This is a genomic window from Prosthecobacter sp., assembly GCF_044222345.1.
GTDB lineage: Bacteria > Verrucomicrobiota > Verrucomicrobiia > Verrucomicrobiales > Verrucomicrobiaceae > Prosthecobacter.
The window spans coordinates 38,744-53,977 of sequence record NZ_JBGANL010000025.1 but is presented as its reverse complement, the minus strand read 5'-3'; the positions used below and the strand labels follow the sequence as shown (position 1 = coordinate 53,977).

Below are 15,234 nucleotides of genomic sequence, written 5' to 3'. Positions count from 1 at the left end.
GGCAGCTTCAACTTCACCATCCAGGCGATGGATCAAAACAACTGCCCCGGCACCTCGGCCTACACTCTGACGCTGCAGTGCCCTGCGGTGACCATCACACCGAGCAGCGTGCCGAACGGCACCGTGGCCACCAGCTACTCGACGACGCTTTCGGCCTCCGGCGCGACCGCTCCTTATACCTGGAGTCTGGCGTCTGGCAGCATACCGCCCGGCCTGGCACTGAGCCCAACAGGAGTGATCAGCGGCACGCCGACGGCAACCGGCAGCTTCAGCTTTGGGGTGACGGCACGCGGCAGCTATGGTTGCGCGGGCACAACGACCATCACCATGACCGTGGACTGCACGACGCTGGCTCTGAATCCGACGAGCCTGAGCTCGGGCTATCGTGGTATGGCTTACAGCCAGACGGTCACGGCCAGTGGAGGGATCAGTCCCTACACTTATTCGGTGACGGCCGGCAGCCTGCCTCCGGGCGTGACCTTGAACAGCACCACCGGAGCGATCAGCGGCACGCCGACGGCGGCGGGCAGCTTCAGCTTTACCGTGCGTGCTCAGGACAGCGCCACGTGCTCCGGCACGCGCGACTACATCGCCGTGATCAACGGTCTGACGCTGGGCAATCTGGTGTGGCAGGACACGGACCAGAGCGGAACGAAGGATGTGGGAGAGCAGGGCATCGGCAGTGTGTCGCTGCAATTGTTCGCCACGACGGATTCAGTGATCGGCAACGGGGATGATGTTTCGCAGGGCACGACGACCACGGACGGCACCGGCGCGTATGCGTTCACCGGACTCGCTCCTGGGAAATACTTTGTGAAGATCGCCACGCCGCCGACGGCGTATCCGCTTTCCTCCGGACCGCAGGTGGCGCTGGACAACGGCGTGGACAATGACAACAACGGCGTGCAGGCCGGTGGTGTGAGCACGGCCATCGTCAGCCCGATCGTCACGCTCGCGGTGGGCCGTGAGCCGGGCGATGTGGTGGGCGGCATCGATGCGGACAACACCCTCGACTTTGGTCTGCGAGCCGTGCCGGCCTCCCTCACGAACCTGCTGGAATACGAGCTGAACACAAGCACCGGCGGGCTGCCCGCAGCGCCGAGCCTGAAGAGCGCCGCCGTGGTGAACGCGGCGAAGATCCAGATCGAGGACGACATGAACGGCCTGAAGGACATCAGCGAGCCGACGAGCAACGGGCCGATCCGCAGCGGGGCGCTCTCACGTCGCATGCGCGACTGGGATGCGGCGTATGACACGGGCTATGATGCGGTGCCGGGATCGCTGGTGCAGCGCCCTGACAGCCTGTGGATCCGGTTTGACATGGACCCGACGGCCACGGGCAACATCGGCAATCTGCTCTTTGATGTGTACCGCGTGGGCAGCACCGCGCCCGTGCAGGGGAAGGTGTTCCTCTCCTGGATGGAAGGCGCGACCATGAAGACGGTGACGACGAACGTCTTCCAGCTTGCAGCGACTGCGTCCTGGTATTCGATGAACCTGGCATGGACCAGCTCCATCGGTGGTGCCTCGACGCTGCCGACGGGAGCGCAGCTCGCGGGCAAGTCCTTCATGATCGAAGTCTATCTCTGGGGCGGTGACGGCTCCGGGTACATCGACATCGACAACATCCTGCTGCAGGGCAGCGCGACGACGAATCCGCAGTCGCTGGCCATCGGAGACTTCGTCTGGGCTGACACCAACGGCAACGGCCTCAAGAACCCACGTGAGCCCGGGCTGCAAAACCTCACGGTGCAGCTCATGAACCCCGGCGCTGATTCGCTGGCGAACACGGGGGATGACACGCTGATCTCCACCACCACGACGGATGCGAACGGCTACTATCTCTTCAGCGGGCTGACGGCGGGCAATTACTTTGTGAAGCTGCCAACGCCTGACCCGATGTGGCCGACGGCGTCTCCGGGCGTGAGTCTGGACAACGGCGTGGACAATGACAGCAACGGCATCCAGACCGGCGGCGTGGGCACGGCGGTGTCCAGCCCGGTGATCAACCTGGCGCTGGGCAAGGAGCCGGGCAATCTGGCCAGCGGCGGCGGCAACCAGGACATGACGGTGGATTTCGGCTTCAGCGCGGCGATGACGATGGGCAACTTCGTCTTCTCCGACACCAACAACAACGGCCTGGTGGATGTGGGTGAAACCGGCGTCGCAGGTGCGCAGCTGGAGCTTTACACCTCCACCGACACGACGGTGAACAACAGCGATGATGTGAAAGTGGGCACCACCTTCACCACGGGCAGCGACGGCCTTTACAGCTTCAGCGGCCTCAGCGCAGGGAAGTATTACGTGAAGCTCACGCCGCCGATCACGCACCCACGGCGCAGCAGCACCAGCAGCAACGCGGACAACGGCATCGACAACGACAGCAACGGCATCACGCAGTCCGCCACGGGAGCGCCGATTTATTCGCCGATGATCACGCTCTCCGCCCTGACGGAGCCGGGCAGCCTGCTGGCGCCGTTTGGCAGCAACCTCGACAACACGATCGACTTTGGTCTGCGCCCGACCTTCTGCCGCATCGGCAACCTGGTGTACAAGGATGCGAACAACAACGGCGTCTATGACTCCGGTGAAGGCATCGGCGGTGTGCGCGTGGAGCTGCTCAACAGCGCGGGTTCCTTTGTGGCGAGCACGACGAGCAGCACGACCTCGACGAGGGTGGGGCAGTATCAGTTCACCAATGTGGTGCCGGGCTCCTACTATGTGCGCGTGCCGGCCTCCGAATTTGCCACGGGCAAGGCGCTGGTGAACACGGTCTCGATCTTCCCGGCCAGCTCGTCTGACAACGATGTGGACGACAACATCGTGGGCAATGACGACGGGATCGACAACGTGCAGCCTGCCGTGAACGGCATCAGCAGCGCGCTGATCTCCCTGAGCGACAGCGGCGAGCCGATCAACACGAACGGTGAGAGCGGCGCGTTCAACACGATCGACGACGCGGACGACAACAATGGCAACATGACCATTGATTTCGGCTTCAAGTCCAGCGGTCCAAGCGCCACGGGCTGCTACCACTTCCTGGCGATGGACTCGAACGCCGACGGCGTGCTGAGCGGAGCGACGGAATGGACGCCGGTGCAGGCGTATGACTTCAACTACACGCAGGGCGGAGTGGCGACGATGAACAAGGCGGACGTGATCTATGACGCCGCGCTGAGCCGCCTGAACCTGGACCTGACGTTCAACCAGATCGGGGCCTCCAAGGTGGACGCGCTGTGGTTCCTCGTCAGCACGGGCGGGAATCCTGCGACGGCGGACCATGCGATCGTGTATGTGGACGGCATCACGCGCGGCAGCCCTGTGGTGACGATTTACAAGTATGATGCCACGCTGGGCAGCCAGAGCTGGCAGACGGCGGCGAACCTGATGGTGAGCACGGTGGCCGGCAGCAGCACGGCGGGAGACGTGATGCTGAACAAGGTCACTGAAACGGGCAGCAATGTGCGCTTCCAATGCGTGATCGATGTGAGCCGCGTGAACAACGTGACGAACTGGAGCGCGATGGGTGTGAATGCGGCGACGTGGGAAGGCATCCAGACCGGGGGCGCCACGGGCATGGAGCTGCACATGGTGGACCTGAGCAGCACGCCGACGTATGACAGCAACGGCGCGCTGACGGCCTTCAGCTATGCCACGGAAGGCTCCTTTGTGACGGATCCATCCGGAGTGTTCACCATCGCCACGGAGCCGTGCTCTGTCTCGCCATGGGTGAACGTGGGGAACCTGGTGTGGAATGACGCCAACAGCAATGGTCTGCGCGATGCCGGGGAACTCGGCATCAGCGGCGCGACGGTGCAGCTCTTCAATCCGGGGGCGGACAACGCCATCGGCGGCAGCGGCGCGAATGCGGACACGCAGGTGGGTGCGAGCGTGCTGACCAGCAGCACGGGAGTGTATGCCTTCAGCAATCTGGTGCCGGGCAAATACTACGTGCGTGTGACGCCGACGGTGAGCGTGCCGGGTGTGAGCAGCGTGGTGGTGACGCTGGACAACGACGTGGACAATGACAACAACGGCAGCCAGCCAGGCGGGCCGGGCACGTTTGTGTACGGGCCGGTGATCGATCTGCAGGTGGGCACGGAACCCGCCAGCGGCGTGGATGGCGACGGCACCAATGGCAACAACACGCTCGACTTTGGTCTGTTCTCCGGCATCACCGTGGGTGACCTGGTGTGGAATGACCTCAACAACAACGGCCTCAAGGACAGCACGGAAACCGGGGTGAGCGGGGTGCAGGTGGATCTCATGAACCCCGGCGCGGACAATGCCGTGGGCGGCACCGGCTTGAATGCAGACACGGTGCTGCTGACGGGCTCCACGCTGAGCGGCGGCTCCTACAGCTTCAAGGTTTACACCGGTGGCAACTACTACGTGCGCCTGACGCCGCCCGCCGCCTACTCGCTGGCGAGCAGCGTGGTGGCGACCGCGGACAACGGCGTGAACAATGACAGCAACGGCTCGCAGCCGGGTGGTGCGGGTTCGGTGATCAACAGCATGATCTTTGCGCTGACTCCCGGTGGTGAGCCTGGCACCAGCGGCGTGACCAACACGGAAAACACGATCGACTTCGGCCTGCGCTCCTGCCCGGCGATCACGATCACGCCAGCGACGCTGACGAATGCGCAGAAGGGCTCGTCCTACTCGGCCACGTTCAGCGCGGCCGGCGGCAACTCACCTTATGTGTGGAGCATTGCCAGCGGCGCGCTGCCAGGCGGGCTGACGCTTTCGAGCAGTGGTTCGCTGAGCGGAACGCCCACAGCCGCGGCGGGTACTTACAGCTTCACGGTGAAAGTGGTGGACGCCTCCAACTGCTCCGCCACGCAGGCGATGACGATTGGCGTGGTCTGCCCGACGCTGACGCTCTCCCCGACCACGCTTTCCTCGGTGGCGCAAAACACGGCCTTCAGCCAGCAGTTCAGCACCACGGGTGGCGCTTCGGCCTACACCTACACGCGGCCCTCCGGCACGCTGCCCGCCGGTGCGACGCTTTCCAGCAGCGGTCTGCTTTCCGGCACCATCACGGGTGCGCCGGGCACGTACACGTTTGTGGTGCGCTCCACGGATGCGAATGGCTGCGCGCTGGATACTTCCTTCACCTGGGTGGTCACCTGTCCGGCGCTGTCGCTGTCTCCGACCACGGTGCCTGCGGCCACGCAGTATGCGGCCTACTCCCCGCAGACGCTGACCGCCAGCAATGGCAACAGCCCGTATGTCTGGAGCTTCACCGGCACGCTGCCCACCGGCATGACGCTGAGCAGCGGCGGGGTGCTGAGCGGCACGCCTTCCAGCGCGCCGGGCACCTACAACATCACCGTCACCGCCACGGATGCCAACGGCTGCGCCAAGTCCGGCGTGTATGCCATCACGGTGAACTGCCCGTCCTTCACCATCACGGCGCCGACCTTCCCGAGCGCGACGAAGAATGTGGCGTATCCGAACCAGCAGCTCAGCGCGTCCGGCGGCACCACGCCGTATACCTGGACTCTCGCCTCCGGGGCGCTGCCTGCGGGCATGTCCATGAGCACGGCCGGTCTGATCTCCGGCACGCCGACGTCCGTGCCTGCCACTTACAATTTCACGGTTCGTGCCACGGATTCGGTGAACTGCTCGGTGACCAAGGCGCTGGCCATCGTGATCGCCTGTCCGACGCTGACGATCACACCTGCGACGCTGCCAGCGGGAGTGCAGTATGCGGCCTACAGCCAGACGCTGACGGCGGCGAACGGCACCTCCCCCTACACCTGGAGCCTGGCCTCCGGCGTGCTGCCCACCGGCATGACCCTGAGCAGTGGCGGTGTGCTGAGCGGCACTCCGACGAGCCTCGGCAGCTTCACCTTCGTGGTGCGTGCGACGGATGCGGACAACTGCTCCTCGACGCTGTCCTACACCTTCACGGTGAACTATCCGCCGATCTTCATCACGCCGTCCACGCTTTCAAACGCGACGCGTCTGGTGCCTTACTTCACGCAGCTCACGGCGACGGGCGGCACGGCGCCTTACACTTTCAGCAAGCTGACCGGCAGCCTGCCCGCAGGCCTGTCGATCTCCACCGCAGGCGCGATCTCCGGCACCACGACGGCGGCCCCCGGCACCTATTCCTTCACGGTGCAGGCGCTGGATGTGAACGGAGCACCGGGCACGCAGCCCTACAGCATCACCATTGTCTGTCCGACGATGACCATCTCTCCGGCGACGCTCACGAACGGCGTGGTGGGCACGGCTTACACGGCCTCGCTGACGGTTTCAGGCGGCAGCGCTCCCTACACCTGGAGCGTGGCCAGCGGCGCACTGCCAGCGGGACTTTCCATGAGCTCCAGCGGCCTCATTTCCGGCACGCCGACGCAGGCGACGACGGCGTCCTTCACGGTGCAGACGGTGGATTCGTTCAACTGCTCCGCCACCCAGATCTACACGCTGTCGGTCAACTGCCCGTCTGTGAGCATCACGCCGACTTCGCTGACGAGCGCCTACTACGGCATCGCTTACAGCCAGCAGCTCAGCTCCAGCGGCGGTACCGGACCGTACACGTATGCGGTGATCGCGGGCTCTCCTCCGGCGGGCATGACGGTCTCCTCCAGCGGATTGCTTTCAGGATCGGCGCAGGTGTATGGCACGGCCAATTTCACGGTGCGCAGCACGGACGCCTACAACTGCTCCGCCACGCAGTCCTACTCGCTGCTGGTGAAGGGGCTCAGCATCGGCGACACGGTGTATGAAGACAGCAACTTCAACGGTCTGCGTGATGTGGGCGAATCCGGGATCAGCGGCGTCACCGTGGAACTCTGGGATCCGGGTGCGGACCACGCCATCGGTGGCAGCGGTCCGAACAGCGATCTGATGTTCACCAGCACGACCACGAACGGGCAGGGGCAATACACCTTCATCAATCTGCAGCCCGGCACCTACTTCATGCGCGTGCTGATGCCGTCCGAGCTGAACATCATCGGCGGCAATCCGGTGAACCTGGACAACGGCGTGGACAATGACAACAACGCGGCCTCCCAGCCCGGTGGTCCCGGCACGCCGGTCTTCTCCCCCGTCATCACCCTCGCCACGGGTGGCGAGCCGACTGTGGATGACGGCGACGCGGACACGGAAAACACGATCGACTTCGGCCTCTTCCGCGGCATGAACGTGGGCAACCTGGTCTGGCAGGACACGAACGACAACGGACTGCGTGACAACGGTGAGCCGGGCATCGACGGCGTCACGGTGCAGCTGTGGAATACAGGCGCGGACGGCAGCATCGGCGGCACGGATGATGTGCTGCTGAAAACCACCGTCACCAGCGCTGGCGGGGCCTATCTCTTCACCTCGGTCCCGCCGCTGAAAGTCTATGTGCGCATCCCGCGTGCGCCGGCTGCGCAGCCGCTTTCCAGCAGCAGCACCGCGTTTGTGGACAACGGCGTGGACAATGATGACAACGGCCTGCAGCTCAGCGGTGGTGCGGTGAACAGCCCCGTGATCACGCTCACCGCCGCAGACGAGCCCGGCACCGGCGGCGGCACCTATGAGGAGACGACGATCGACTTTGGCTTCCTCAATGTGGCGCCGAGCATCTATGTGTCCGCCACGCAGGCGGACAGCATCCAGACTTTCGATTCCAGCACGGGGCTTTACTCCGGCTCCCTGGTGCCTGCGTTTGGCAACAGTCTCAGCCAGGGCAATGCGGACTATGGCGACGTGCCCTATGGTATGGAGCTGGGTCAGGACGGCAACTGGTATGTGGCCCACTATGGCGCGAGCAACCTGCGCAAGATCAGCCCGACCGGCACCGACCTGGGGCCGGTGCTGGACAACAGCGTCACGAGCATGAGCCTGGTGACGCAGTTTGCCATCGGCCCGGACGGGAACTTCTATGTGTTTGATGTGAACGGCGGCCGCGTTGTGCGCTTCCAGGGTCCGACGGGAGCGGTGCCGGGCAAGCCGATCGGCACGGCAGCACCTTACACCTTCATCAGCCAGACGGGGGTGGAAGACATGAACTTCGGCCCGGATGGCAACCTCTACCTCGTGGTGCAGACGAACGACACCCGCGAAGTGCGCCGCTACAGCACGACGACGGGCGCGCTGCTCAACACCATCGTCACCGACACGCAGCTCATTGCGATGGTGCCGGGCGGTGGTTCCATCGCGCTGATCTCGGGCATCGACATCGAAGGCAGCACGCTTTACGGCATCAACCGCTCCGACGGGGAAGTCTTCAGCCTTGATCTCAGCACGCCAGCCGCGCCGGGGCTGCCGCAGCTCATCGGCACGCTTTCCAGCGCAGGCAAAGGCGAGGTGGACACGCGGGACATTGAATTCAACCCATCGAACAACAAGCTCTACATCACCGGTTACAGCTGGGGCAAGCCGGTGAACGCCGGCAGCTACAACAGCGGTGCGCTGATCAGTGTGGACGTCACCGGAGCGCCCAATGGAGCGGTCAATGTGCATGAAGTGCCGATCCCACGGCCGCCGGGTCCGAACTTTGAAGTCTGGTCCGGTCCGCGTGACCTGGCCATCGGGCGTCCGTATGCGCCGCTGCCGGACTCGGTGGCGATCGGTTCGCTGGTGTGGAATGATGACAATGCCAACGGCATCCAGGATGCGGCCGAGCTGGGCATCCCCGGAGTGCGCGTGGACCTGTGGCGTGATGTGAATGGCGACTCCGCCGACGGCGCCGAGTTCCTCGTGGGCTGGACCTACACGGACAACAAGGGCTTCTACTACTTCTCCGGCCAGGCTCCGGGCGTGTACCAGGTGCAGATCCCCGAGTCCAACTTTGTGGACGGTCTGCCGCTGGCAGGCAGCGGCTACAGCAGCCCGATCTCGTCCAACCTGGATGACCAGATCGACGGTGATGACAGCGGTCGTCAGCCCGGTGGTCCGAAGACGGTGGTGAAGAGCCCGCTGATCACGCTGACTCCCGGTGCGGAGCCTGTGGGCAACGGCTCCTCCGGCGCGGAATTTGGCCGTGGTGGCGAACTGGACAACTACACGGTGGATGCCAACGGGGACATGACGGTGGACTTCGGCTTTGTGGAGCCGGGCATCATGGGCATCGGCAACCTGGTGTTTGTGGATGACAACGGCAACAACCGCTTCGACGTGGGCGAGGGCCGGGATGATGCGACCATCGAACTCTATCGCTGGGGCGATACTCCCGGAGTGTCCACGCCAGTGGCCACGGCGACCACAGCCAACGGCGGTCTCTACCTCTTCAGCAATCTGTGGCAGGGACAGTACTTCATCCATCTGCCGGCCTACCAGTTCGAATCCAGCGGCAATCTGCGCGGTCTTTACAGCCTGCCCGTTGTCACTGCGGGTGACGACAACACGGGCCAGGATGCGCTGCCGACGGACACGCCGTGGATCACGGGTGTGAGCACGGGGATCATCAATCTGGTGCGTGATCAGGCGCCGTCGGACACAACCTCGGAGACGGGCTTTGACTCCTCCACCGATCTCAATGACATCAACATCGACCTCACGGAGGACATCGGTCTCTTCCGTCCGGTGGCGCTGGGCAACATGGTGTTCGCGGACAACAATTCGAACGGCCACTATGACTCGGGCGAAGGCCTGGCCGGAGTGAGCGTTGAAATCTACACGGACACGCAGTTCCCTGAAGTGGACAATCCGCTGTCCATCACCACGTCGGATGCGGCAGGCCGCTACGGCTTCAATTTCCTGCGCCCCGGCAATTATGTGGTGCACATCCCGTCGTCGCAGTTCCAGGCCGGAGGCCCGCTGTATCAGCGCATCAGCATTCTTGAAGGTCTGGTGGGTGATGATGATGTGGGTGAAGACGGCATCAATGACGGCCTGCCCACGGACAACGGGGTGTCGTCTCTGGTGATCAGCCTCTACCCCGGCAATGCGCCGACGAATGACAGCGGTGAGACCGGCTTTGAATACACGTCTGATGACCAGAACGATGCGGCGATCGATCTGAGCATCGACTTCGGTTTCCAGACGCCGGTGGGCGTGGGCAACCTGGTGTTCGTGGATGCCAACCAAAACGGCAGGGCCGACGTGGGCGAAGGCGTGGACGGTGTGACGGTGGAGCTCTACCGCAGCAGCCAGACACCCGGATTTGGTGTGCCGCTCTACAGCGCCATCACCAGCAACGGCGGCCAGTATTTCTTCAATTCGCTGACCGCCGGTGACTACGTTGTGCACATTCCGTATACGCAGTTTGAGCCAGGGCGTCCGCTCAACGGACTCTCCTCCCTCACGGGCGCCAGCAGCGCCTCCCTGGCGGTGGATGATGACGTGCCTGACAGTGAAAACGGCATTGATAACGCGTCCCCATTCCTCAACGGCATCAGCAGCGCGGTCTTCACGCTGGCGGTGAATGCGGAGCCGACCGACGCCACGGGTGAGACTGGTGCGTTCAATTCGGCCGACTCGTTCGATGATGACAACTTCAATCTCACGATCGATTTCGGCTTTGAACTGAACAACCCGAACGGCGTGGGCGTGGGCAACCTGGTCTTCGTGGATCTCAACGGCAACAGTGTCTATGACGCCGGTGAAGGCATCGACGGCGTGAAGGTGCAGCTCTTCAACGCGGCGGCGGACGTGCATACGGCCAATCCGATCGCCACCGTGATTTCGAACAACGGTGGCAGCTACATCTTCAGCAACCTGGTGGAGGGCGACTACAAGATCTTCATTCCAGCCTCGGAATTTGCGGCGGGCAAGCCTCTCTCCGGCTGGCGTTCGCTGCCCGGCGATGGCGCTGACAATGGCGTGGACGACAACGTGGATGAAAACGGCATCGATGTGGCTGATCCGTCCGCCACGGGGGTGGAGTCTGCGCAGTTCCACCTGTCACCGGGTGACGAGCCGACGGATTCACTTGGTGAGTTTGGCAGCAACGCCTTCATGGATGATGCGAACGATGCCAACACCGATCTGACGATCGACTTCGGTTTCTTCCGCTCCGTGGCCGTCGGCAATCTGGTGTTCCTGGATGCGAACTACAACGGCCGTGCGGATGCCGGCGAAGGCGTGGGCGGCGTGACCCTGGAGCTGTATAAGGAAGGTGCGCTCATTCCGTTTGATGCAGCGGTGGCCACCACCACCACGAACACGGACGGCAGCTATCTCTTCGCCGACCTCCCACCGGGGCGCTACTTTGTGCGCGTGCCTTCGTGGCAGTTTGACTTTGGTTCACCGCTGTACGGGTATGCCAGCGTGCTTGGCACGCAGAGCGGTGACGACAGCGTGGGTGAAGACGGCCTCGACAATGGCAACCCCTCCATCAATGGCATCCAGACGGCCGTCATTGACCTGACTCCGACCAATGCACCGACCGGCAGCCAGGAAGGCGGCTATCAGGGCTCCAGCGACGACCTCAATGATGCCTCCACCAATCTCACCGTGGACCTCGGCTTTGTGCTGCGCTCCGGTGTTGGCAACGTGGTCTTCAATGACCTGAACAACGACGGCCTGTTTGATCCGGGTACTGAATACGGCATCGATGGCGTGACCGTCGAGCTGTGGTCCAGTCAAGCGAACGCAACGACGGCGGTGGGCAGCACCACGACCTACGGCGCCGGTCTCTACAGCTTCAGCGTGGCGCCGGGCAGCTACTATGTGAAGATCCCTGCCAGCAACTTCCTGGAAGGTGGTGCACTGGCGAATCTGGTGCCTTCGAAGCCAGCGGCGGTGGGTTCAGCCGTGCCGACGACGACGGCGGGTGATGATGACACGGAACAGGACGGCTACACCACGGGCTCTGTGCTGGTGGACGGGGCACGCACGGCGGTCTTCACCCTGGTGCCGGCGCAGTCGCCGACCGCAGCCACCACGGAAACCGGCTACGACTCCGAGAGCGATGACTTTGACGATGCGAACGTGGACCTGACGATCGATCTGGGCTTTGCGCCGAAGCCGCTGAGCGTGGGCAACCTGATCTTCCGGGATGTGAATTCGAACGGCCTCTATGACAGCGCGGACTTCGGTGTGGCCGGGGCCAAGGTGCGCCTCTTCAAGGTGGGTGACGATCCTGCGACCGCCACGCCGGTGATGGAGACGACGACCAGCATCGACGGCACCTACCTGCTGAACACGTATGAGGAAGGGCAGTACTTCCTCCACATCCCCGCGACGCAGTTTGCGAGCGGCGGCGCACTCTTTGGCACGACCTCGGTGACTGGTGCCGGCAGTGATGACAACCAGGATGACGACGTGGATGAAAACGGCCAGGATGCCGCCAGTCCGACGAGCACGGGCGTGAGCTCCACGGTGTTCGCCCTCGCCTACGGCACAGAGCCGCAGGGTGAAGCCGGCTTCCTCAGTTCGATGGACGAGTACAATGATGCGGATGTGGATCTCACGATCGACATGGGCTTCAGCGGCGGCTCGCTGCCAAGCCTGATGAACATCGGCAACATGGTCTTCAACGACGCCAACAACAACGGCGTGGCGGATGCAGGCGAAGGGGTGCCCGGCGTGTGGATGCTGCTGTATGCAGGAAGCGGCACGGCGGGGTCCACCAGCTACATCCGCAGCACCACGACGGACGCCAGCGGCCGCTACTTCTTCACCAATCTGAGCCCCGGTGTCTACACGGTGCATGTGGCGGCAGACAACTTCAAGGCATCCATCAGCATCAATGGAGGTCCGGTGGGTCCGGGACCGTTGTACAAGATGATGTCTCTGCGCGGCAACCAGGCCGCCGCCAGTGCGGGGGATGACAACCTGGGTGAAGACGGCATCGATTCGCAGAGCCCTGAGCAGGTGGGCATCACGGCGCCAGCGGTCACGCTGACGGCCAATGCCGCACCGACCGGCGCGCAGGAAGGCGGCTTCGAGGGCACTTCAGATGATGCCAATGACAGCAACACGGACCTGACGATCGACTTTGGTTTCTCCACACGTCTGGGCGTGGGCAATCTGGTGTTCCGTGACGCCAATGCAGATGGCAAATACCAGGCTGGCGTGGACAGCGGCCTCGCGGGCATTCAGCTGGAACTCGTGTGCAATGATGGCGCTGGTACGGAGAAAGTCGTGAGCACCACGACGACGGACAGCACGGGCAAGTATTTGTTCTACGCACCGCCGGCGGTGGCTCCGCAGACCTACCATGTGCGCATCCCCGCCACGCAGTTCGCTGCCACGGGCCCGCTGAATTTCCTGGTGCCGAGTGCGCTGACGACCAACGGCAGCGACGACAATCTGAACCAGAACGTGCAACCCGCGGCCAATCCGGAAACGACCGGAGTGGTGACCGCCGGATTCTCCCTGGTGGCGGGCACGCTGCCCACGGACACGGATGGCCGTGAAACCGGATTCGGCAAGACCGCTGACAATGATGACGATGCGAACATTGACCTGACCATCGATCTGGGGCTCAAGGCGAAGGCGCTGATGGTCGGCAACCTGGTGTTCCGCGACGCGAATGCGAACGGTACGTATGAGTCCGGCATCGATGTGGCGATGGCCGGCGTCACGGTGCAGCTCTTCCAGCAGGCGCAGGCGGTGACGGACACGCCGGTGTCTGAGGCGGTGACTGCTGCAGACGGCACCTACATGCTCTACGCCACCGCGCCAGCGGCCTACTACGTCCACATTCCTGCCAGCATGTTTGCCGTGGGCGCACCGCTTGATGGCATGACCTCGGTGGCGGGCACCGGGGATGTGCAGCCCACCACCAATGCGGACACCGGCAAGGATGACCGCTTTGATGAAAATGGCGATGACGCCACGCAGCCGTCTGCCACGGGCATCACCTCCGGCATCATCAATCTGGCCTACGGCACCATGCCGCTGAACAGCAGCGTGACCGCCACCACCGGTGAAAACGGCTTCCAGTCCTTCATGGATGATGCGGCGGATGACTCCGGCATGATGACCGTGGACTTCGGCTTCCTGGGCAGTGCGGGCTCGCCGAATGGCGTGGAGATCAAACGCAATCTGGTGACCAATCCCGGCACGGTGAGCACCGCGACGACCTTCACGGCATGGCAGACGCAGAACAGCCTGAGCGGACTCAACAGTCCGAATGATGATCCGGATGCGGATGGCCAGACGAACCTGCTGGAGTACGCGCTGGGCACGGCGGGTGGCAGCGGCCTGGGTGTGTCGCGCTTCACGCTGGTGAACAACACGGTCACGGGCGCCATCGATGCGGTGCTCTCACGGCCTGCAGGCGGGCATGCGGACGTGCGCTACTCGCTGGAAGGCAGCAATGATCTCAGCAGCTGGACCACGCTGGCGCTGACTCCTGTGACGACGGCTAACGCGGACCAGACAGAAACGCTGCGCTACAGCGCGGTGGAGTCCGCCTTCAGTGGCGCGGCACGCGGCTACCTGCGCCTCAAGGTGACGCTGGATGCGAACCTCGACGGCACGCCTGAAGCCACGGCCACCACGGGTGCGCAGGGCTGGGCACGCATGCAGTTTGCGGTGGGCCGTCAGTCGCTGTCCATGCCGCTGCTGCTGCCTGCCGTTTACACGGGCCAGGTCGCCTCGGTCAGTGGACGCACGGTGGTGCTGAACATCAACGGTGGAGACATCCGCACGCAGTTGCAGAATGGTGTGAGCTACTATGCGGAAGTGCTCAGCGGTGCGCTGACCGGCCGCACCTGGGATCTGGACACGACGGCTTCTACGAGCAGCAGCATCTCCCTCACCACCAGCGCGGACAGCGCGCTGGCCGGTGCACGCATCCGCATCCGTCCGCACTGGACGCTCGGTGCGCTGGTGCCGGTGGCCGGCCTGCAGGCTGCCGCCACGGCGGACACGGCAGACCGCGTCATGTTCTTTGACAGCGCCAGCGGCCAGTTCCAGATCGACTGGCTGCAGAGTGCGACCAACGGTGAAGCGCAGTGGGTGCGAGATGGAGATGCCGCACTGGCGAATGATGCCGCCCGCACCATCCCGCCGCAGACGGGCATGCTGGTGCAGATCCGCAGCACGCCGGCCACACTGACCTTCGTGGGTGAGGTCCGCAGCGCGGCACTCGCGCTGCCGCAGACCGCAGGCACCGCGTTGCTCGGCACTGGCTTGGCCACGGCCAAGACTCCGGGTTCGCAGCCTTTTGTGATCGGCTCACGCCTGCGCCTGTGGAGCGGAGACACTGATCCTGCCACGGCGGTGTATCAAAACTACCTGCTCAATGAGCAGTCCCAGTGGGTGGATGAAACCACCGGCCTGGAGGTGACGAACCTGCCGCTGCTGGATGGCTTCCGGGCGTTCTTCCTGGTGAAGCCGTAG

1 protein-coding gene (running past one end of the window) is annotated in these 15,234 nt (G+C 63.8%); it reads left to right on the top strand.

Annotated features, from left to right (window positions below; all coding sequences use genetic code 11):
- Positions 1-15,234, top strand: the 3' portion of a protein-coding gene (locus ACILSL_RS14625; protein ID WP_395732783.1) for a putative Ig domain-containing protein. 15,219 nt of this gene lie to the left of the window's left edge; only the last 15,234 of its 30,453 coding nucleotides appear in the window; its start codon lies beyond the left edge, outside the window; its stop codon occupies positions 15,232-15,234.